This window comes from Breoghania sp., from assembly GCF_963674635.1.
In the GTDB taxonomy this organism is placed as follows: Bacteria; Pseudomonadota; Alphaproteobacteria; order Rhizobiales; family Stappiaceae; genus Breoghania.
The window spans coordinates 2,666,213-2,687,553 of record NZ_OY771475.1; the positions used below are offsets into that span (position 1 = coordinate 2,666,213).

The following is a 21,341-nucleotide window of genomic DNA, read 5'->3' on the forward strand; positions in this document are numbered from 1 at the left end:
GCCGATCCTTCGAGACGCCCGCTTGCGCGGGCTCCTCAGGATGACGTTGAGGGGTGGGGCTGGACTTCGCAGGATGGCGTTGTCGTGTTGCGGAAGCAGAAGACGCCCGCCACACGCTCAACGTCATCCTGAGGAGGCCCAAAGGGCCATCTCGAAGGATCGGCCACTTGCGCCACGTACGCCGCGCACTCCGCGTAACGCAAGCCCCACCCCGATATCGACTACTCTTCAGCCTGCGCCAGAAGGCTGGCATTTCCGCCAGCTGCCGAAGTGTTGATCGAGATCACCTGTTCCTGCGCGAAGCGTTGCAGGTAATTCGGTCCGCCCGCCTTGGGGCCGGTGCCGGAGAGCCCTGAGCCGCCGAAAGGCTGGGTGCCGACGACCGCGCCGATGATATTGCGGTTCACATAGACATTGCCGACCGACAGAGCATCCACGACCTGATTGACGGTGGTGTCGATGCGGCTGTGAACGCCGAGCGTCAGGCCGTAACCGGTCGCCGCAATCTTCTCCATCACCTCGCCGAGCTTTTCCGCCTTGTAGCGATAGACGTGCAGCACGGGTCCGAAGACCTCACGGTCCAGCGCTTCGGGACGGTCCAGCTCGATGATATGCGGCGGCATCCAGCTTCCGCCGGTAAAATCCCCGGCGGGAGCCTCGCCCGCATAGACAAGGGTCTGTTCCGTTCGCATCTTTTCGATATGCGCGCGGATACGGTCGCGGGCCTCGCGATCTATAACCGGACCAATATCGGTTTCCGCCTTGCGCGGATCGCCAAGCCGCAGTTCGGCTGCCGCGCCTGCGATCATTTCCACCATTCGGTCGGCAACGCCATCCTGCACGAAGAGAAGTCGCAGAGCAGAACAGCGCTGCCCCGCGGAGCGGAAAGCCGACATGATCACATCGTCGCTCACCTGCTCCGGCAACGCCGTGGCATCAACGATCATGGCATTGATGCCACCGGTTTCCGCAATGAGCGGCACGATTGGGCCGTCCTTGGCGGCAAGCGCGCGGTTGATGGCCTGCGCTGTTGCGGTGGAGCCGGTGAAAGCGACGCCCGCGATGCGTGGATCGTCCACCAGCGCAGCGCCAATGGCCGGGCCGCCGGGCACGAACTGAAGTGCTTCAGCGGGAACCCCCGCCTCGTGCAACAGGCGCACGGCCTCATAGGCAATCAGAGGCGTTTGCGGCGCAGGCTTGGCGATAACAGCGTTGCCCGCCACGAGTGCGGCTGAAACCTGCCCAAGAAAGATCGCCAACGGGAAATTCCACGGCGAAATGCAGAGAAAGACGCCGCGCCCACGGAAGCGATAGCGGTTTTCCTCGCCCGTCGGGCCGGGCATGAGCTTGCCAGCCCCGAAGAGCGAACGGGCTTCCAGCGCGTAGTACCGGCAGAAATCCACCGCCTCGCGGATTTCCGCAATGCCGTCCGCCTGCGTCTTGCCCGCTTCCACAGCCAGCAACGCCATCAGCCGGTCCCGGTTTTCCTCCAGAAGATCCGCCATACGCTCCAAGGCAGCCGCGCGCCCCTCCACCGGCATGCGCGACCATCTCTTGAACCCCTTTGCCGCACTGTCGATGGCCGCTGCGGCTTCTTCCTGCGACGCTTCCGCGACCGTGCCCGCAAGCGTGACCCCGTCCACCGGGGAGAGGATCGGACGGGCCGCGCCCTTGCCGGGCCTGCCGCCAATCAGCGCGGTTGCATCGGCCATCGGGAAACTCTGCTTCGCGATGCCCTTCGAGAGGGCGTCACGCTCGGCTGAATAGCCGAATTCGACGCCTTCGGAGTCCTTTCGAAGGCCATAGATTGCGTTGGGCATGACGATGCCCCGATTGCGCGCACTGCCCGCATCCAGAAGCGCGGCTGGGGACTTCAGAAGATCCTCGATCTTCACCTTCGGATTGCCCACTGCCGCCACAAAGGAAGAATTGGCTCCGTTTTCAAGAAGGCGTCTGACCAGATAGGCCAGCAGATCGCGATGCCCGCCGACGGGTGCATAGATCCTGCAAGGGTGACCATCCTCCTCCACCACGGTGCGGAAGAGCGACTCTCCCATGCCGTGAAGACGCTGAAACTCGAAACGATCGGCGGGACCGGCAAATTCCAGAACCTGTGCAACCGTCAGTGCGTTGTGGGTGGCAAACTGGGAGTAGATGCGATCGCGCGCGGCCAACATGCGCCGGGCACAGGCCATATAGGAAAGATCCGAAGCCGATTTGCGGGTGAAGACCGGATAGTCCTCAAGGCCCCGCTCCTGCGCGCGCTTGATCTCGGTATCCCAATAAGCCCCCTTCACCAGACGAACCATCAGATGCCGGTCATGGGCCTCGGCCAGCTCGTGCACATAGCCGATGACCTGCGATGCGCGTTTCATATAGGCCTGAACGGCAAGGCCAAACCCGTCCCAGCCCGCCAGAGAGCGGTCTCTGAGGACTGCGGCAAAGACATCCAGGGAAAGCTCCAGCCGGTCCGCTTCCTCGGCATCAACCGTGAAGTTGAGATCATGCGCCTTGGCCAGCTGGGCAAGTTCGATGACGCGCGGGGTCAGCGTGGCAAGCACCTCTTGGCCGTTGACCGCCTCATAGCGCGGATGGAGCGCGGAGAGCTTGACGGAAATGCCCGGACGATCCGGCAGCGCCCGGTCGCCCGCGCGTTTGGCTATGGCGCGGATGCACGCCGCATAACTTTCGAAATGGCGCTTCGCATCCGCTGAGGTGCGCGCCCCTTCGCCCAACATGTCATAGGAATAGCGATAGCCCTTCGCTTCCATGGCGCGGGCGCGGTCCAGCGCGGAACCGATCGTCTCGCCCAGCACGAACTGATGGCCGAGGAGCCGCATGGCCTGCCTAGTGGCGACCCGCATGGTGGGCATGCCGAGGCGTTTGGTCAACTGGCTCAGGATCGTGTCCGGCGTCTCACCGGGGTGGAGAAGGCGTGAAGAAATATCCAGCGCCCATGAGGAGGCGGAGACAAGCCATGTGTCCGATTTGGGGCGATTACCGCCGAGACGGGCGGCGAGTTTGTCCTCGATCAGCTTGTCGGCGGTCGCCGCATCGGGCACACGCAGCAGCGCTTCCGCCAGAACCATCAGCGCCAGCCCCTCGCGCGTCGACAATCCGTAGTCGCGGAGAAAATCCTCCACCCCACCCAGACCGGAACGGGTCGTGCGGATGGCATCGACATAACGCTCCGCGGTGGCCTTGATGCGCTGCTCTGCCAGAGGGTCGAGCCGCGTCATGTCCTTCAGCTTCGCGACAACGCTCTCATCGTCGGGTGCATAAACTTTACGGAAAGGCGCGGGGCCGTTTTGAGAATATTCATCGCCAGAAGACATCTTGTGCTGAAACATGGTCACGTTAGGGATCTCCAAACTGATCATTCGCCAAGATAGCTCGAAGGTGTTAGTGATATCCGCCAAAGGTGGACAGTTCGGCAGAGGTTTTTCTAGAAATGGACGAATTAATCGCGGTTTTCGCCGATCTCGACAAACTCGACCGGAAGATACTCGGCGAGCTCCAGGTTGATGGCCGCATCACCACGACCCAGCTCGCGGAGCGTATCGGGCTTTCCGCAACCGCCACTTCAGAACGCGTGAAGCGCCTGACCCGCGAGGGCTATATTGTCGGCTTTTCCGCAAAGCTGGATGCGGCCAGGATCGGGCTGGGCCTGCTTGTCTTCGTGGAAGTGAAGCTCGACCGCACCACACCGGACGTGTTCGATGCCTTTGCATCCGCCGTGAACAAGGTGCCGGAAGTGCTTGAGTGCCACATGGTGGCGGGCGGGTTCGACTATCTGCTGAAAAGCCGCGTTGCCGACATGGCGGCCTATCGCGTCTTTCTTTCCGAAGTGGTGCTGAACCTGCCGGGCGTACGCGAAACCCACACCTATACGGTGATGGAGGAGGTGAAGGACACCGCGGTTCTTCCGATCTGACGGGACCTTCAAATCTGTGCGGGCCCTTTCGCGGAGATCACCAACCCGTGTGCCGACCTTGACGCGACAAGCGGCGCTGACAGCATTAAGCTCCCAACCAAAGCAACCTTGCTGTTCGCGCAGATTTGCCTTGCTGTTCGTGAAGGAGCCTCTCTTGTCGATTGTCCGCGCCACGATGGCGATCCTTGCCGCCGTCCTTGTCAGCCTCACCGCAAGCCGGGCCGCAGAACCATCCCCTTCGCACTGGGCAGACCTGACGGCGAAAGCGCACGGGGAAACGGTCTATTTCTACGCATGGGGCGGGGAGCCGCGCATCAACGCCTATATCGGATGGGCCGCCGATCAAGTCGCCGCGAAATACGGCATCACGCTGAAGCAAGTGAAGGTGGACGACACGGCCAGCGTCGTCAGCCGGGTGCTGGCGGAAAAGGTGGCGGGACAGACAACGGGCGGGGCGATCGATCTCATCTGGATCAACGGCGAGAATTTCGCCGCGATGAAGCGCGAAGGGCTGCTTTTGAAAAAAGGCTGGGCCGACAAGCTGCCCGCATGGAAACACGTCGATGTGGCGGGCAAGCCCACGGTCCTCAACGACTTCACCGTGCCGACCGATGGGCTGGAAGCGCCCTGGGGCATGGCGCAGCTTGTGTTCGTCCATGATACGGCACGGCTTGAAAACCCACCGCGCACACTTGCGGCCCTTCTCGACTGGGCGAAGGCCAATCCGGGCCGCTTCACCTATCCGCAGCCGCCCGATTTTCACGGCACGACCTTCCTGAAGCAGGCGCTTTACGCTGTGGCTCCGGACAGGTCCGCACTCAGCGAACCTGTGACCGACGAAAGCTTCGCAGCCGCCTCCACGCCGCTTTTCGACTATCTCGACGCGCTTCACCCCGTGCTCTGGCGCTCGGGCCGCGCCTTCCCGCAAAACAGCGCCGCGATGATGCAGCTTCTGGCCGACGGGGAAACCGAGATCGCCTTCAATTTCAACCCGGCAGCCGCCTCCAACGCCATCGCGAACGGTGAATTGCCGGAAACGGTGCGCACTTATGTTCTGGATGGCGGCACCATCGGCAACACGCATTTCGTGGCCATTCCTTTCAATGCCAATGCCCCGGCTGGTGCGATGGTCGTCGCCGATTTTCTGATGAGCCCCGAGGCCCAGGCCCGCAAACAGGACCCGAATGTCTGGGGCGATCCGACCGTGCTGGCGGTGGATACTCTTGCAGCGGACGACAAGGCGCGCTTCGATGCGCTCGATCTCGGTATCGCGACGCTAACGCCCGCCGAGCTTGGCCAGACCCTGCCTGAGCCGCACCCGAGCTGGACGACACGTCTGGAACAGGCATGGTCGGCGCGCTACGGCGTCGAATGACGGAGCGGACTGACACACCCGGCTTCGCCCTTCAGCTTGCGCCGGGTCTGACCATCGCGCTTTTGATCCTGCCGGTCGTCGCCGGACTTGCCGGGGCGGCGTTTCCCGCCTTCGGTTATCTGCCGGTTCTGGGTGGCGAGCATTTTTCGCTCGATCCCTGGCGGATGCTGATGGCCCAGCCGGGCATCTGGCGCTCGGCGGTTTTCAGCTACCTGACGGCACTTGTGGCGACCGCCGTGTCGCTGGGCCTCGTGCTCGGCTTCATCGCGGGGTGGAGTGAAACACGGCTCTTTGGCTTGATGAACCGCGCGCTCTCGCCGCTTCTTTCCGTGCCCCACGCGGCGGCGGCCTTCGCGCTCGCCTTCCTCATCGCGCCGTCGGGCTGGATCATGCGTCTCGTCTCGCCATGGGCGACGGGGTTTGAACGTCCGCCGGATATCCTGATCCTGCACGATCCATTGGGACTTTCGATGATCGCGGGGCTCGTCGCCAAGGAAGCCCCTTTCCTGTTTCTGATGACGCTTGCAGCTCTTCCGCAGACCCTGGCCGCCCGGCACATGCGGGTCGCCGCCAGTTTCGGATACGGACGGCTTGCGGGCTTCTTCAAGGTCGCCCTGCCGCAGATCTATCCGCAGATCCGCCTGCCGGTTCTGGCGGTCATCGCCTATTCCTCCTCGGTGGTCGATGTGGCGATGATCCTCGGGCCGACGCTGCCCGCGCCACTTGCCGTGCAGCTCACCCACTGGATGCGCGACCCCGATCTCGCGATGCGCTTCACAGCCTCTGCAGGCGCACTCCTTCAGGTGGGCGTGACGGGAGCGGCGATCCTGACATGGCTTGCCATCGAAAAGCTCGCCGCCGCATGGCACCGAAACTGGCGGGTGAACGGCGCCCGGGGGGCTGCAGACAGCGCGGCGCGCGCAGGACTTGCCGCCGCAACGCTCTTGCTGATCGCGGCCACGGGACTGGGGCTCGTCGTTCTGGTCCTGTGGTCGCTCGCCGGCTTCTGGCCCTTCCCGGCAAGCCTCCCGCCTGCCATCTCTTTGAAGACATGGACGACGGCGCTGCCGCAGATAGCGGGGCCAACCGGGACGACCCTGTGGCTGGGCTGCGCCGCGACCCTCGCCGCCCTCCTTCTGACCATCGCCTGCCTGGAGCGGGAAATTCGCACCGGACACGCCCCGCGCGGGACGGCGCTCGGGCTCATCTATGTGCCGCTTCTGGTGCCGCAGGTGGCGTTTCTTTTCGGGCTGCAATTCCTGTTTATCGCCATGGGGCTTGGGACCAGCGGCGGCGCGCTCGTGTTTTCCCATTTCCTCTTCGTGCTGCCTTACGTGTTCCTGTCGCTCGGCGATCCGTGGCGGGCGTGGGATCCGCGTTACGCCCATGTCGCGGCAAGCCTTGGGGCCGGGCAATCGCGAATCTTCTGGCGGGTGCGGCTTCCCATTCTGTTGCCCCCCGTCCTGACGGCGGTGGCTGTCGGTTTTGCGGTTTCGGTCGGCCAATACCTCCCTACCCTGCTCATCGGTGGCGGGCGGTACACCACCCTCACCACCGAAGCGGTGGCGCTCGCTTCGGGCGGTAGCCGACGCATCATTGCGGTCTATGCACTCCTGCAAATGGCGTTGCCCCTTGCAGGCTTCGTGCTTGCAACAACGCTGCCCGCCATGCTCTTCAGGAACCGGCGCGACATGAGGCCAGGGCATGAGTGACAGCGCGCTCATTCTTGAAAATGTGCGGATCATGCGCGAAGGCGCGCCGCTGATCGCGCTCGATCACCGGATCGACCCCGGCGAGATTCTGACCGTCATGGGGGAAAGCGGGGTCGGGAAGTCGACGCTGCTCAGCTTCATTGCCGGGTTCCTGCCCCCCGCCTTTACGGCGCAAGGTTCTGTGTGGCTTGCCGGGCGCGATATCACTGCCCTGCCCGCCCCAGCCCGCCATGTCGGGCTGCTCTTTCAGGACGACCTTCTCTTCCCGCACATGTCGGTGGCCGAGAACCTGATGTTCGCGGTACCCCAGGGCGTGACGCGCGCGGAGCGGCGCGAACGCGCATGCAAAGTGCTGGCGGATGTTTCACTGGACGGCCTGGGCCCCCGCGATCCGGCAAGCCTTTCCGGCGGACAGCGGGCGCGGGTTGCGCTCATGCGGGTGCTGCTGTCGGAGCCAGGGGCACTGTTGCTGGATGAGCCTTTCTCAAAACTCGACGCCGGGCTTCGCGACCAGATCCGCGCGCTCGTTTTCACCAAGGCGCGCGAACGAAACCTGCCGGTCCTGCTCGTCACGCATGATATCCGGGATGCGGAAGCGGCGGGCGGGGCCATCGTCACGCTTCAGTCCGCGCAGGCACCGCGGCCGGACTGAAACGGGCCCAAATGAAAACGGGCGACCGTTGAGGCCGCCCGTTCGAAATTGCATACTCGTGAGAACGAGACTTATTCGGCTTCGTCCGCAGGCACCGCCTGGGTCTGCATGTAGCGCTCTGCACCGATGGCCTCGAGAAGCTCGATCTGGGTCTCCAGATAATCGATGTGGCCTTCCTCGTCGGCCATCAGCTCCTCAAAGAGCTTCATGGTCACGTAGTCGCCCTTCTCGTTGCAGCATTCGCGGGCTTCCTTGTAGAGGGCGCGCGCGGAATATTCGCCGGCGAGATCGCAATCCAGCACTTCGCGGATATTCTGGCCGATACGCAGCGGGTCGAGGCTCTGCATGTTCGGATGACCGCCCAGGAAGATGATGCGCTGGACCAGCTTGTCGGCGTGCTGCATTTCCTCGATGGACTCCTCACGCTCCTTGCGCGCGAAGCGGGCGAATCCCCAGTCTTCCGTCAGGCGATAGTGCAGCCAGTACTGGTTGACCGCCGTCATCTCGTGACGCAGCGCCTTGTTGAGGTATTCAATGACTTCCGGTTCGCCCTTCATGGCCAGATTTCCTTCTTGAGAGAGCCAAATGCGGCTGCAGTGTCTGCGATATGCCCTTGCAGGATTTCACCCCTTTGCAGGGGCCTTTTTCCTCGCAGGGGAGCTGCTCCTTGTGGCGGGAACGGTCTCAGACCGGCCTTCCGGGGTCATCGGCTCCTCAGGGTCGACATCCCACCAACGAGGCTGGTCCGGCTTCTGATCTCGTAGTTTAGAATTATTATAACTACGATGAATGACCTGCACAACCATGGGAAAACAATTCCCACACTTTGGACGGCAATCGAGCTTCTTGAAACAGCCCCCCGGCGTGACGATGCGACCGGAAGGATCGTCACGAATTTCGGCGGCTGCGCGCTCCAGGTCCTTATCCGTCAATACATTGCAGGAACATACGATCATCTGCGCGATACCCGAGGCACTTTGAGTCGTGGCGAGAGCGGACGCGATGCGGTAGTGTGGCGCGTCTGAAGGATCCGTTCGTTTCGGTCTGGGCGACAGACCGACGAAACGCCACGTTCCGGCAAGACACTCTCAAACATCTGCGAGCCGATCAAACCTGTTTGGTTTAGCTGGGATACGCCCTAACCTATGCCCGACGCCACAAGAAACAAGGCCATGCACATGAGCGATTCTGCCATCCGTCCCGAATCCCGCAAAACCGTTGTGCTGACGGGTGCAAGCCGCGGCATCGGCCATGCGACGGTCAAACGGTTTTCGGCAGCCGGATGGCGCGTCATCACCTGTTCCCGCCAACCTTTCTCCGACAAGTGCCCCTGGCCGATGGGGCCGGAAGACCATATCCAGGTGGATCTTTCCGACCCGGAGGTGATCGCCGGCGCTGTGGCGGAGATTCGCGAGCGACTGGAAACCGACGGCAGCGAGCTGCACGCCCTCATCAACAATGCCGCGATCAGCCCCAAGGATGAAAACGCGGGCCGGCTGGATTCGCTGACGACGCCGATGGATCTGTGGCGCACCGTCTTCCAGGTGAACTTCTTTGCGCCCATCATGCTGGCGCGCGGTCTCATTGCAGAGCTGAAGGCCGGAGAAGGATCTGTCGTCAATGTCACCTCCATTGCCGGCATGCGCGTGCATCCCTTCGCTGGAACCGCCTATGCCACTTCCAAGGCGGCCCTTGCTTCGCTGACGCGGGAAATGGCGGCTGACTTCGGACCCTATGGCATCCGGGTCAACGCAATCGCACCAGGGGAGATCGACACCTCGATCCTCTCGCCCGGTACAGAAAAACTCGTCGAGCAGATCCCGCTTCGCAGGCTCGGCCGGCCGGAAGAAGTCGCCGACACGATATTTTTCCTGTGCAACGCGCCCAGTTCCTATGTCACGGGAGCTGAAATCCATATCAATGGCGGGCAGCACGTCTAAACGCCACGGAAGGGTCCTGCCTCCCGCTTTGAAAGAGGCCCCATATGGACCCGTTCGCTGCGTATGGGTGAAGACATACAATTACACTGATATATCGATATGTGATTTTCTGCTTCAGCACGTCTGAATAGACTTTCAACATGCGCACTTTGTTTTCAATAATTCATGATTTTATTATCTTGGCAACGCATTGTATAAACCTGCATCTACGTAATACGAAGCCCCGAATGTAGCTGTAAATTAATGTAACCTTTATTGTTTCTGGTGTCTAATTCTGAATAAAGCAAAGCCGTATGCCGGTTTTGCCGTCTCCGGAGACACCTGCAATGAGATTCAACTTGAACTGCCTTGGTCTTGTTGGTCGTATGACAATGACCTTCACGCTCCTCCTCACAGCCGCATTGACGATCATTGCAACCGTTGTCTATTTCACGATCTCGGCTCAAGTCGCGGATGAAGCCGCCGCACGGCAGTTCGGTTCGCTTCGTTCGGCGGCCACGCTGTTTGCGCGCGACGTGCCCGGTGCACGTGTCACCTGGGACTCGGACGGCAATGTCCAGCGCATCACGGTCAGCCAACCGCTTACCTTCGACAACAACGACATGATCGATGCCATCGGTCGCATGACAGGGGAAACGGCGACCGTCTTCGCGTGGGATCCGCAGAGCCGCGATTTCTGGCGCCGGACAACCAACATCATCAAACCCGATGGAAAGCGCGCCGTCGGAACCCCGCTTGGGCAGAAAGGCGCCGTCTATCCCCTTATCATGAGGGGCGAGACGTTCCGCGGCGAAGCGACCATTCTCGGGCAGCCCTATTACACGATCTATCAGCCGATCTTCTCCGAGAGCGGAGAAACAGTCGGCATCCTTTATGCAGGGGTGCGCAAGGACCAGATCGTGGAGATAATCAACAAGACGCTGACGTCCCTTGCCGTTGCCTTCCTGGCGATCCTCGTTGCCGCCATCGGCGCGACCATCTGGCAAACCCGCAAGATGCTGCGTCCGCTGACCATGCTGGCCGGCATCACCCGACGCATCGCCGAAGACGACCTGAAAACCGAGATCCTCTATGCCGAGCGCGGTGACGAGGTCGGCGAAATGGCGAAGGCCGTTGTGACACTCAAGCAACGCAGCCAGGAACGCCATGACCTTGCCGCCGCGCAGGCTTGCGAACGAGCGGCGCGCGAGGAACGCGCTCGCACGACTGTAAGCCGCATCGACGACTTCAGAGACACCGTCCAGTCCCTGATTCAGTCGGTCGAAGGGACCGCCAAGGGCCTGGAAACGACCGCCCGCGCCCTGACCGGCATTGCCGGGGAGAGCGCCAACCGTGCCGACGAGACGGCCGCGGCCAGCGAAGAAGCTACGGAAAATGTGGAAACCGTCGCCTCCGCTGCCGAAGAGCTTGCTGCCTCCATCACCGAGATCTCCCGGCAGGTCGGACAAACGACAGAGATCGTCTCCCATGCCACCAAAGGAGCCGTCTCGACCAACGAGAAGGTCGCGTCACTGGCAGAGGCCGCCAACAAGATCGGCGAGGTTATCGGGCTCATTCACGATATCGCCGAACAGACCAACCTGCTGGCGTTGAACGCCACCATAGAGGCCGCACGTGCAGGCGAGGCCGGCAGAGGCTTCGCGATCGTGGCGTCAGAGGTGAAGGAGCTGGCGACACAGACCTCCAAGGCGACGGAGGAGATTTCCGCGCAAATCTCGGCAATCCAGCACGCGACTTCAGATGCCGCCAATGCCATTCAGGAAATCGCCCAGACGATGGAAGAAGTGAACAGCCACACCGGGGCCATCGCCTCAGCCGTGGAGCGACAGGGCGCGGCAACAACCGAAATTTCGCGCAGTGTCCAACAGGCCGCCCATGGCACCAGTGCTGTGACCGGCAACATGGCGACCCTGTCGCAATCCGTGGCGCAAGCCAGGGAATCCGCCGAAACCGTTTTGGGAGCCTCCTCGGAGGTCTCCGACAAGACCGAGAAGCTTCGCCGGGAGATCAGCACGTTCCTGACCGAAGTGAACGCGGCCTGACGGAACGCGGCCTGACGGAACGCGCCCTCACGACCCACACTGCGAAGACCCGGCAGGCGGCCGGACCGGGAACGGTCCGGCCGCAACCGTTTCCTATGACAGCCCCTTTGGGCACCAGCTTCGCGTCCCCCACCCGTCTATTGATAATCAACGAGATCGTTGATGGGTAATTTACGCAATATTTTCCTTTCCAAGGAGAAACTTCCGCTACGTTACAAAAACAAGTAGGGCGGAAATGGCGACCAAGACCGGTTTTATTCTCAACATGCCAATCGGCGCCAAGATCAGCGGTGGATTTGCGCTTGTACTCGTACTCTCCATGGCAATCGGCCTCAGTGGGGTATTGGCGATCATGTCCCTCAACAGCCGGATGGAGCTGGCCTCTATCTCCACAGACGTCGTGAACCAGCTTCAGACGGTTTCTGCCGCACGCGAAGCTTATCTGCTGGAGCCCAATGCGGAACAGCGTGACGCCGTGCGGCAGGAAACCGCGAAATTGCAGGCCCGCCTTGATGCAATGGCCAAGGATGCCGGTGACGGTGAGGGCGCGCAGGGCATTCATGATGCCCTGCGATCGGTTGCGGCCCTGACGGACGATTTCGAAAAGCTCAGTGGACTGATCGCGCAAAACCGGACCACGCTTGAGAGCTTCATGGCGGGCGCACGGGACCTCGATGTGGCGGCGACGGAGTTTCGCCAATCGATCGAGCAGGTTCGCGACCAGACCAAGGAAGAACTGACGCATAACCAGGCTGAGCTTCAGCGCATCGACGCAATCGCGCGTCTGTCCTCTGAATCCATCGAAAAGCTGCTCCTGATTCAGAACGTCTTCTCCGGCACGTCCTCCGGCAACGCCACGAAGCTGGCTCTGAGTGCCTCTGAACCTTTGGAGCCGCTTGCCGAAAAGCTGATGCGGGCGGGCCAAGGCGGACCTCAGGCCGCCGAAACCAAGGCTCTTGCCGATGCACTCGTCGCTTATCGCGAGAACATTGTGAAGCTGTCGCAAACCACCGACTTCGCAACACTTTACGGGCTTGAGGTGAGCGTACGCCAATCGGGCGAGGCAGCGCTTGAGAGCACCAACGCCCTGCGCAAGCTGATCTATGATCTTGTCGACAATGGTCGCAGCCAGTTCGAGGCAATCGGGGCGAAGGACGAACAATACAGCCGCTTGGCACAAGCCGCCGCCTTCATTCTCACGCAAGCCCTGAAGGGCGAGGCGAAGTTCCACGCCTTCGTCAGCGACCGCAAAGACGTGGTGGGGGAAGAAGCGCTCGCAGCACTGAAAGCAATCACGGCGGCGAATGACGCCATGTCCCGTGAAATCGCGACGTTGCCGCCGACGGACCCGAAAAGGGAAGAGTTGCGAGGCGTGCTGGACGGGCTTGAAACGAAAGTGGGCGAATTGGGCAGCGTGTTCGAGAAGCTTGCTTCGCTTCGCATCGCCATGGCCGAGCAGAGCGCCTCGCTCGACCGTCTTTCCCAGGAGATGCGAGCCGCCATTGCCGAGATGGCAAACAGGGAAAGCCAGATCGCCAGAGACGCAGGAACCAGCGCGCTGTGGCAGATCGCTGTCACACTGGCTTTCGCCATTATTGCTGCAAGCGGTATCGCCTTCGTGCTGTCCCGTGCCATCGCGCGCCCAACCCGCGCCCTCACGCAGACCATGGAACAGCTTGCCAACGGCAATACCGACGTGACCATTGACAGTGCGCAGCGTCTCGACGAAATCGGCGGCATGAGCCGGGCAGTGCAGGTCTTCCGCGACAACGCGGTGGAGCGCATCCGCCTGCAGAAGGCCAAGGAAGCGGAGGATCGGGCGGAAAGCGCCCGGCGCCAGAAGGTGGAAGGCCTCATCGCCGATTTTCGCGCCGAAGTCCGGAACCTCCTGCAATCGGTCTCGGACAGTATCGGTACCATGTCATCGACCGCTGGCGATCTTTCCCAAGTCGCGGTCAACGCCTCCCAGCGCACCGCCCATGCGGCCACCGCGGCAAGCGGCGCGTCCCAGAACGTGGAGACCGTGGCGAGCGCGGCGGAGGAACTCGCCGCCTCCATCAAGGAAATCGACCGTCAGATTTCCAAAACGACGGAAATCGTCGGCAAGGCCACCACCGGCACACAGGAGACGAATGCCAAGGTGGCTTCGCTCGCCCAGTCGGCCAACAAGATCGGCGAGGTTATCGGTCTCATTCAGGATATCGCCGAACAGACCAACCTGCTCGCGTTGAATGCCACCATCGAGGCAGCTCGCGCAGGGGAAGCCGGCAAGGGCTTCGCCGTTGTGGCGGCAGAGGTGAAGGAACTGGCGACCCAGACATCAAAGGCAACGGAGGAAATCTCCGCCCAGATCGCGGGCATTCAGGGCTCCACCGGCGAGGCTGTCATCGCGATCCAGAAGATCGCGGAAATCATGGACGAGGTGAACACGTACACCTCCACCATAGCCGCCGCCGTTCAGCAACAAGGGGCGGCGACCGCCGAGATCAGCCGTTCAGTACTGGATGCCACGCGGGATACCAGCGCGATGAGCCAGGAGATGGAGAGCCTCACCGGCGCCGTCGACCACACATCCCAGTCGGCCCAATCGGTGCATGATTCCAGCGCTGATGTCTCCGAGAAGACCGGCCATCTACGCAGGCAGATCGACAGGTTCCTCGCAGAGGTGACCGCCGCCTGATCAGGCTTTGAACAACACGAAAGCAGCAAAAAGGCGGGATCACTCCCGCCTTTTTCTATCCTGTTTTTGTCCGCCCGGTGATCACGCGGCAGCGACCGCGCGCTTGGCCATGACGTTCACGAGATTCGCGCGGTAGTCGGGCGAGCCGTGAATATCGCCCAGGAGACCGCCCGCATCGACCGCGATGCCCGCCACCGCTTCCGGCGACCAGTTGGCGGCAAGGGCCGCCTCCATCTCTGGTACGCGGAAAACGCCATCCGCGCCCGCGCCTGTCACCGCAACACGGACCGCGCCATCGGCGAGCTTTGCCACGAACACACCGGCCATCGCATAACGCGAGGCGGGGTTCGGGAACTTGGCGTAGGATGATTTCTGCGGCACGGGAACGCGCACCGCGGTGACGATCTCGTCTTCTTCCAGCGCCGTCTCAAAGAGGCCGGTGAAGAAGTCGTCTGCGGAAAGCTCGCGCTTGTTGGTGATGATGGTCGCACCAAGGGCCAGCATGCCCGCCGGATAGTCAGCCGCCGGGTCATTGTTGGCGATTGATCCACCGATGGTGCCACGATGGCGCACATGCGGATCGCCGATCTTGCCGGCGAGAGCCGCAAGCCCCGGAATGTCGGCCTTGAGCCCGGCGTCACCAGCCACATTCGCATGGCACGTGCCTGCCCCGATCGTGTAGGCGTCGCCCGATTTTGTAACCCCCTGCAAGTCCTCGATGCGCGAGACGTCGATGAGATCTGAGGGCGCGGCAAGGCGCTGCTTCATGGTCGGAATGAGGGTCTGGCCACCGGCCAGCACCTTAGCCTCATCATTGCCCGCAAGAAGGCCCGCGGCCTCCTGAACGCTGGCTGCGCGGTGATAATTGGTTTCGTACATATCAATCCCTTCCCGTTTCGGCCCCGCCATTCGCGTGGCCGGGAAAATCATCGAAGCCGCGGCCCAGGCCTTTTCCGGCGGGCCGCGGCGAACCTTCGATCTCCTATTCGGCCGCCATGGGCCGCCGGGCCGCCTGGGCAAGACGCCAGACCTTTTCCGGCGTCGCCGGCATGGTCAGGTCCTCGGTGCCGAGCGCATCGGTCAACGCATTCATCAACGCCGGCGGAGACCCGATGGCGCCCGCCTCGCCGCAGCCTTTCATGCCCAGCGGATTGGACGGGCAGATCGTCTCCGTGGTCGTCACGTGGAAGGAAGGCAGGTCATCGGCGCGCGGCATGCAGTAATCCTGGAAGGAGGCGGTGGTGAGCTGGCCACTGTCCTCGTCATAGACGCAGCCTTCCAGCAGCGCCTGGCCGATGCCCTGTGCAAGACCGCCATGGACCTGCCCTTCCACGATCATCGGGTTGATGATGCGCCCGAAATCATCCGCCGCCACGAAGGCGATGATCTCGGTCTTGCCGGTGTCCGGATCAACCTCGACCTCGCAGATGTAGCAACCTGCGGGGAAGGTGAAGTTGGCCGGGTCGTAGAAAGCGCCTTCCTTCAGGCCCGGCTCCATGCCATCCGGCAGGTTGTGGGCGGTGTAGGCGGCGAGCGCGACTTCGGTCATGGTGAGCTGCTTGTCGGTGCCCGCCACCTTGAAGGCCCCGCCATCGACCACGATGTCGGCCTCCGCCGCTTCCATCAGGTGCGCGGCGATCTTCTTGGCCTTGGTCTCAACCTTGTCGAGCGCCTTTGAGATGGCCGACATGCCGACGGCACCTGACCGCGACCCGTAGGTACCCATGCCGAACTGCACCTTGTCGGTGTCGCCATGGACGATCTGGACGGTATCGACGCCAACGCCGAGGCGTTCCGACACAAGCTGGGCAAAGGTCGTCTCATGCCCCTGACCGTGGCTGTGGGACCCGGTGAGGACCTCGATGGTGCCAACCGGATTGACCCGGACTTCCGCCGATTCCCAAAGACCGACGCCAGCGCCGAGCGAGCCGACGGCCTTGGAAGGCGCGATGCCACATGCCTCGATATAGCAGGAGTAGCCGATGCCGCGCAGCTTGCCACGCGCCTCAGCCTCCGCCTTGCGGGCCGGATACCCCGCATAGTCGATGGCTTCCTGCGCCGCACGAACCGATGCGTCATAATCGCCCGCGTCATAGCACATGATGACCGGGGTCTGGTGCGGGAACTCGGTCACGAAGTTCTTGCGGCGCAGCTCCGCCGGATCGAGCCCCAGTTCGCGCGCCGCCACTTCCATGATGCGCTCCACCACATAGGTCGCCTCCGGGCGTCCCGCGCCGCGATAGGCATCGACCGGCGTGGTGGTGGTATAGACCCCCTTCACATTGGCGTAGATGGCGGGCATCGCGTACTGGCCCGACAAAAGCGTGGCATAGAGGTAGGTCGGCACGGCAGACGAGAAGAGCGACATGTAGGCGCCGAAATTCGCCGTGGTGTTCACCCGGAAGCCCGTGATGCGATTGTCCGCGTCAAAGGCCAGTTCCGCGGTTGTGGTGTGGTCGCGGCCATGGGCATCGGTGAGGAAGGCTTCGGTGCGATCGGAAACCCATTTCAGCGGACGTCCCACCTTCTTGGCGGCCCAAAGGCAGGCCACCTCTTCCGGATAGACATAGATCTTGGAGCCGAAACCGCCGCCGACATCAGGGGCGATGACGCGCAGCTTGTGCTCCGGGGCGATATTATAGAAGGCAGACAGAACCAGACGCGCCATATGCGGGTTCTGGGATGTGGTCCAGAGCGTGAAATGCTCCTCAGCCGCGTCATAATCCACGACGGCGGCGCGCGGCTCCATTGGATTGGGCACGAGACGATTGTTGGTAATGTCGATCTTGGTGATATGGGCGGCGCTCGCCATGGCCGCATCGACCGCGGCCTCGTCACCGATCTCCCAGTCATAGACCATGTTGCCCGGCGCTTCCGGGTGGATCTGCGGCGCACCTGGCTTCAGAGCCGCGGCTGTCGTCGTCACCGCCGGCAGCTCTTCCCAGTCCACCATTACGGCTTCGGCTGCATCGCGGGCCTGCTCATAGGTGTCTGCAACCACCATGGCGACCGCCTGCCCTACGAAGCGCACCGTATCGGTGGCCAGCGCCGACCATGCGCCCATGTTCATGGGCGAGCCGTCCTTGGAATGGATCATCCAGCCGCAGATCAGATTGCCGACACCGTCGGCCACAAGCTGATCCCCGGTGAGCACCGCATCGACCCCCGGCATCTCAAGCGCGGCGGATGCGTCGATGTTGGAGACTTTCGCATGGGCATGCGGGCTGCGCACAAAGGCCACCCGGCCCATGCGCGGCAGGTTCATGTCGTCGGTGTAACGCCCCTTGCCAGTGATGAAACGCTTGTCTTCCTTGCGCGGAATCCGCGCACCGATACCTTCAGCTCCCATTTCTTCCTCCCCTGGGATGCCGCCTGTCCAAAGCGGGTCCCGTTCGAAACGTCACCAGATCCGGGGCGTCTTCATGCGCCACTTGCCCGGAACAGGCTCCGCTTCGCGGACGGCGCGCGCCGTCCTGAAAAAACTCAGATGAAAATCACTCGGCAGCAGCCGACAGCGACCCGGAGATCTCGTCCGCAGCCGCCTTGATGGCCTTGACGATGTTGTGGTAACCGGTGCAGCGGCAGATATTGCCTTCCAGCTCGTGACGGATCGTCGCCTCATCGAGCTTGGCGTCATGACGCTCGATCATGTCGACCGCGGCCATGATCATGCCGGGGGTGCAGAAACCGCACTGAAGGCCATGATGCTCGCGGAAGGCGGCCTGCACGGGGTGAAGAATATCCCCCTTGGCTATGCCCTCGATGGTGGTGACCTGACAACCATCGGCCTGAGCGGCCAGCATGGTGCAGGACTTGACCGCCTTGCCGTCCACATGGACAACGCAGGCCCCGCATTGGGACGTATCGCATCCCACATGGGTGCCGGTGAGGCCGACCCCTTCGCGCAGGAACTGCACCAGCAAAGTCCGGCCTTCCACCTCTTGTGAAACGGTCTTGCCGTTCACGGTCATGGTAACCGTCGCCATGAAACTTCCTCCCACTTCTTCATCGTCAGGCAGGGGCGCGGCATATTCCTCCCACAGGATCCGCGCCCTGCCTGCATCTGGCTACATATTGGCAATCAGAATGATCAGAATAATCACGCCAAGTCCGAACAGGCCCCAAACCATGGGACCTCCCAACGTGCCCTTGGCGGCTTCCACTTCCAGCCGTTCCTCGGCATCGCGCACCACGTCTTCCATGGCGTTTTCAACCGAAGCCGGGGCCCCAGCGATGGAATTCTCGCCCTCTGCGGTAACGCTTTCATCGGCCATCACCGCCTGGCCTGAGGCAGCGCCGCCGACCATTTCGCTGAACTTGCCGAAGAATTCATCCGCCATCTTGCGGGCGGTGGAATCGATCAGCCGCGAGCCGAGCTGGGCAAGCTTTCCGCCAACCTGCGCGTTTGCCTCATAGGTGAGTACGGTTCCATCGCCATCCTCCGCCAGATGAACATCCGCACCGCCCTTGGCGAAGCCGGCAACGCCGCCCTTGCCCTCGCCGACAATGGTGTAGCCTTCAGGCGCATTGATATTCTCGAAGGTCACCGCCCCCTTGAACTTCGCCTTCACCGGCCCGACCTTGGCCGTCACTTCCGCCGCCATCTCGTTGTCGGACGTCTTTTCCAGGCTTTCACAGCCAGGAATGCAGGCTTTCAGGATTTCCGGATCATTGAGCGCTTCCCAAACCGTCTCACGCGGTGCAGGGATGCGGTATTCGCCCTTCATGTCCATCTTCGGACCTACTCCTCCAGAACAAACGTATGGCACGGCCCTCTAGAATTCGCTCCCTGGAGCGAAACATCAATCATGCAAAGGTGGCATGAAGAAATGCTATGATCCCGACCAACGATAGGGCGCCGCGTGCTCACACTGTTAACTTGTCGGCTTGCGTGCGCGATGACAAGCAGCCGAAAACAAAAAAGTTCCGCGTGGTGACGATTGACCGGACGCCTGCCCGGCCCTAATCCACCCAGCACAGTTCAAAGCCTTTCAAAGGCAAGCCCCCACGAGGACCGACTTGGCCCGAAAGCCGCCCCGCAAACCCCGCGCCCGTCCTGAGGCAGCCGCCCCTTTCGGCAAGGCAGGCGCTGCCCGCAAGAAGCCCGCCGCGTCTTCCAAGAAGGCCGCCGAGCGCCCGCGCAACGCGCCCACACCGCGGCGCGATGACGATGCGCGCCCCGCCTTCAGCGACAAGCCCGCCGCATCCGCATCCTCTCCCCTGCCACCCCGCCTTGCCCCCAAGGGGCCGCAAAAGGTGACCGGTCGCTGGCCGGTGATGCTGGAGACGAAGGGCTGGTCCGACTACGAGCTGCTCGATATGGGCGACGGCGAAAAGCTGGAGCGGTACGGGACTTATGTCATTCGCCGTCCGGAGGCGCAGGCCATGGGCGCGCGCCGTCTCGATGCCAGTCGCTGGGAGGGGGCGGACGCAGCCTTTACCGGCGATGTGGAGGAAGAAGGTCCCGGGCGCTGGCGCTTTGCGCGCGAATTGCCCGAGACATGGCCGATGACCATGGGGGCTGCGAGCTTTCATGGACGTTTCATGTCGTTTCGCCATGTGGGCGTCTTTCCCGAGCAGATCGCCCACTGGGACTGGACGCGCGAACGGATCCAGGCGGCCAAACGCCCCGCCGGGCGGCCGCTGAAGGTTCTCAACCTCTTCGGATATACCGGCCTCGCTTCGCTCCTGGCAGCCAATGCGGGCGCAGAAGTGACCCATGTGGATGCCTCGAAAAAGGCCATCGGATGGGCGCGGGAAAACCAGAACCTCTCCGGCATGGACGATCTGCCGATCCGCTGGATCTGCGACGACGCGATGAAGTTCATCGCGCGCGAGGAACGGCGCGGCAACAAATATGACGGGATCATTCTCGATCCGCCGAAATATGGCCGCGGGCCGAAAGGCGAGGTTTGGGATCTCTTCCGTGATCTTCCCGCCATGCTTGACGTTGTGCGTGCACTGCTGAGCGAGGAGGCTGCCTTCGTCATCCTGTCGATCTACGCGATCCGGGCCTCATTCCTGTCCAACCACGAACTGATGATGGATGTGATGCACGACAAGCCGGGCACGGTGGAATCGGGCGAACTCGTCATCCGCGAGACCGGCTCCGCCGCCCGCGCCCTTTCAACTTCGCTGTTCAGCCGCTGGAGCGCGTCATGAGCCAGGACACCAGGCCCGCAAACACCCGGCCGGGACAGGTCAAGACCGTCACCAGCGTTTCCAATCCGGTCATCAAGGACATCAAGGCCCTTGTCGCCCAACGCAAACGGCGCAAGGAAGCGGGTCTTTTCGTGGCCGAAGGGCTGAAGCTCGTCACCGACGCCATGGAAGCGGGCTGGCCGATCCGCACGCTGGTCTTTGGCGGTGAAGTGCGCGAACAGCCGATGGTGAGCAAGGCCGCCGCAACTGCGCGCGCGCGTGGCGCGCTGGTGCTGGATGTCTCGCGCGCCGTTCTCACCTCCATCACCCGGCGGGACAACCCGCAGATGGTCGTCGGCGTCTTCGAACAGCAATGGGCGGATCCGGCAAGCATCGCGCCGGAAGACGGCGCGGTCTGGGTCGCGCTCGACGAGGTGCGCGATCCCGGAAATCTCGGCACCATCCTGCGCACCGTCGATGCGGTGGGGGCGAAGGGTGTGGTGCTGATCGGCGATACGACCGACCCGTTTGCCGTGGAAGCGGTGCGCGCCACAATGGGCTCCATTTTCTATGTTCCGCTGGTGCGCATGAACCGAACAGACTTCCTGAAATGGCGGAAAGGGTGGCCAGGCAAGGTTTTCGGCACACACCTCAAAGGCTCGGTCGACTACCGCAAGCCCGATTATTCCGGCCCGACGCTTCTCCTGATGGGAACCGAGCAGTCGGGACTGCCTGAGCAGATGGTGGAAGCCTGCACCCAGCTCGTGCGTATTCCACAGGCCGGGATGGCAGACAGCCTGAACCTGGCGGTTGCCACCGCCGTCATGCTCTATGAAATCAAACGTAATGTGTTGGAGCTCTGAGT

Annotated in this window: 15 protein-coding genes; 9 read left to right on the forward strand and 6 right to left on the reverse strand. The window is 62.4% G+C overall.

All coding sequences use genetic code 11. The features are described 5' to 3' along the window. Positions 1 to 221 precede the first annotated feature (221 nt). Positions 222 to 3,350, reverse strand: a complete 3,129-nt coding sequence (gene putA / locus ABGM93_RS11545; RefSeq protein WP_321505850.1) for a bifunctional proline dehydrogenase/L-glutamate gamma-semialdehyde dehydrogenase PutA — start codon at positions 3,348 to 3,350, stop codon at positions 222 to 224. Positions 3,351 to 3,451: 101 nt separating this feature from the next. On the opposite strand from putA, the gene ABGM93_RS11550 reads away from it, so the two are divergent. The 4 genes from ABGM93_RS11550 (at position 3,452) to ABGM93_RS11565 (ending at position 7,673) form a co-directional block, all read left to right on the forward strand. Further along, positions 3,452 to 3,934, forward strand: a complete 483-nt coding sequence (locus ABGM93_RS11550; RefSeq protein WP_319772667.1) for an Lrp/AsnC ligand binding domain-containing protein — start codon at positions 3,452 to 3,454, stop codon at positions 3,932 to 3,934. A gap of 175 nt (positions 3,935 to 4,109) precedes the next feature. Beyond that, the gene (locus tag ABGM93_RS11555) at positions 4,110 to 5,309 is read left to right on the forward strand and encodes an ABC transporter substrate-binding protein (protein ID WP_321505854.1); all 1,200 of its coding nucleotides are present in this window, start codon (positions 4,110 to 4,112) and stop codon (positions 5,307 to 5,309) included. Further along, positions 5,306 to 7,021, forward strand: coding sequence for an ABC transporter permease subunit (locus ABGM93_RS11560; RefSeq protein ID WP_321499578.1), 1,716 nt, complete (start codon positions 5,306 to 5,308; stop codon positions 7,019 to 7,021). The genes ABGM93_RS11555 and ABGM93_RS11560 overlap by 4 nt, the downstream gene beginning before the upstream one ends. Further along, positions 7,014 to 7,673 (forward strand): ATP-binding cassette domain-containing protein, encoded by a 660-nt coding sequence (locus tag ABGM93_RS11565; RefSeq protein ID WP_321499580.1) that lies wholly within the window; start codon positions 7,014 to 7,016, stop codon positions 7,671 to 7,673. Before ABGM93_RS11560 ends, ABGM93_RS11565 begins: the two co-directional genes overlap by 8 nt. 71 nt (positions 7,674 to 7,744) lie before the next feature. Here ABGM93_RS11565 and bfr read toward each other — a convergent pair whose 3' ends face one another. Then, entirely contained in the window at positions 7,745 to 8,230 is a 486-nt protein-coding gene (bfr, locus tag ABGM93_RS11570) for a bacterioferritin (RefSeq protein ID WP_319772664.1), read from the reverse strand. A gap of 621 nt (positions 8,231 to 8,851) precedes the next feature. On the opposite strand from bfr, the gene ABGM93_RS11575 reads away from it, so the two are divergent. From ABGM93_RS11575 to ABGM93_RS11585, 3 genes are all read left to right on the forward strand, one after another. Next, complete coding sequence (locus tag ABGM93_RS11575) at positions 8,852 to 9,613, forward strand: SDR family oxidoreductase (RefSeq protein ID WP_319772663.1); 762 nt, start codon at positions 8,852 to 8,854, stop codon at positions 9,611 to 9,613. A 326-nt stretch (positions 9,614 to 9,939) separates the two neighbouring features. Next, a complete protein-coding gene (locus tag ABGM93_RS11580) occupies positions 9,940 to 11,655 on the forward strand; it encodes a Cache 3/Cache 2 fusion domain-containing protein (protein WP_321499583.1) in 1,716 nt (571 codons plus the stop codon). A gap of 235 nt (positions 11,656 to 11,890) precedes the next feature. After that, the gene (locus ABGM93_RS11585; protein WP_321499585.1) at positions 11,891 to 14,335 is read left to right on the forward strand and encodes a methyl-accepting chemotaxis protein; all 2,445 of its coding nucleotides are present in this window, start codon (positions 11,891 to 11,893) and stop codon (positions 14,333 to 14,335) included. An 81-nt stretch (positions 14,336 to 14,416) separates the two neighbouring features. Here ABGM93_RS11585 and ABGM93_RS11590 read toward each other — a convergent pair whose 3' ends face one another. From ABGM93_RS11590 to ABGM93_RS11605, 4 genes are all read right to left on the reverse strand, one after another. Next, on the reverse strand, positions 14,417 to 15,214 hold the full coding sequence (locus ABGM93_RS11590) for a xanthine dehydrogenase family protein subunit M (RefSeq protein ID WP_321499586.1): 798 nt from the start codon (positions 15,212 to 15,214) through the stop codon (positions 14,417 to 14,419). 103 nt (positions 15,215 to 15,317) lie between these two features. Further along, a complete protein-coding gene (locus ABGM93_RS11595) occupies positions 15,318 to 17,684 on the reverse strand; it encodes a xanthine dehydrogenase family protein molybdopterin-binding subunit (protein WP_321499587.1) in 2,367 nt (788 codons plus the stop codon). Positions 17,685 to 17,829: 145 nt separating this feature from the next. Beyond that, entirely contained in the window at positions 17,830 to 18,321 is a 492-nt protein-coding gene (locus ABGM93_RS11600; RefSeq protein ID WP_319772658.1) for a (2Fe-2S)-binding protein, read from the reverse strand. An 81-nt stretch (positions 18,322 to 18,402) separates the two neighbouring features. Continuing rightward, a complete protein-coding gene (locus ABGM93_RS11605; protein WP_321499588.1) occupies positions 18,403 to 19,068 on the reverse strand; it encodes a carbon monoxide dehydrogenase subunit G in 666 nt (221 codons plus the stop codon). Between the two features lie 487 nt (positions 19,069 to 19,555). Between ABGM93_RS11605 and ABGM93_RS11610 the strand changes: the two genes are divergently transcribed. Further along, complete coding sequence (locus ABGM93_RS11610; RefSeq protein WP_321505856.1) at positions 19,556 to 20,497, forward strand: class I SAM-dependent methyltransferase; 942 nt, start codon at positions 19,556 to 19,558, stop codon at positions 20,495 to 20,497. Further along, positions 20,494 to 21,339: an RNA methyltransferase gene (locus ABGM93_RS11615; protein WP_321499590.1), complete on the forward strand. Its 846-nt coding sequence runs from the start codon at positions 20,494 to 20,496 to the stop codon at positions 21,337 to 21,339. Before ABGM93_RS11610 ends, ABGM93_RS11615 begins: the two co-directional genes overlap by 4 nt. Positions 21,340 to 21,341 lie beyond the last annotated feature (2 nt).

Coding starts and splice junctions, on each gene's coding strand:
- putA (WP_321505850.1), bottom strand. CDS start 3,350: ATGTTTCAGCACAAGATGTCTTCTGGCGATGAATATTCTCAAAACGGC.
- ABGM93_RS11550 (WP_319772667.1), top strand. CDS start 3,452: ATGGACGAATTAATCGCGGTTTTCGCCGATCTCGACAAACTCGACCGG.
- ABGM93_RS11555 (WP_321505854.1), top strand. CDS start 4,110: ATGGCGATCCTTGCCGCCGTCCTTGTCAGCCTCACCGCAAGCCGGGCC.
- ABGM93_RS11560 (WP_321499578.1), top strand. CDS start 5,306: ATGACGGAGCGGACTGACACACCCGGCTTCGCCCTTCAGCTTGCGCCG.
- ABGM93_RS11565 (WP_321499580.1), top strand. CDS start 7,014: ATGAGTGACAGCGCGCTCATTCTTGAAAATGTGCGGATCATGCGCGAA.
- bfr (WP_319772664.1), bottom strand. CDS start 8,230: ATGAAGGGCGAACCGGAAGTCATTGAATACCTCAACAAGGCGCTGCGT.
- ABGM93_RS11575 (WP_319772663.1), top strand. CDS start 8,852: ATGAGCGATTCTGCCATCCGTCCCGAATCCCGCAAAACCGTTGTGCTG.
- ABGM93_RS11580 (WP_321499583.1), top strand. CDS start 9,940: ATGAGATTCAACTTGAACTGCCTTGGTCTTGTTGGTCGTATGACAATG.
- ABGM93_RS11585 (WP_321499585.1), top strand. CDS start 11,891: ATGGCGACCAAGACCGGTTTTATTCTCAACATGCCAATCGGCGCCAAG.
- ABGM93_RS11590 (WP_321499586.1), bottom strand. CDS start 15,214: ATGTACGAAACCAATTATCACCGCGCAGCCAGCGTTCAGGAGGCCGCG.
- ABGM93_RS11595 (WP_321499587.1), bottom strand. CDS start 17,684: ATGGGAGCTGAAGGTATCGGTGCGCGGATTCCGCGCAAGGAAGACAAG.
- ABGM93_RS11600 (WP_319772658.1), bottom strand. CDS start 18,321: ATGGCGACGGTTACCATGACCGTGAACGGCAAGACCGTTTCACAAGAG.
- ABGM93_RS11605 (WP_321499588.1), bottom strand. CDS start 19,068: ATGGACATGAAGGGCGAATACCGCATCCCTGCACCGCGTGAGACGGTT.
- ABGM93_RS11615 (WP_321499590.1), top strand. CDS start 20,494: ATGAGCCAGGACACCAGGCCCGCAAACACCCGGCCGGGACAGGTCAAG.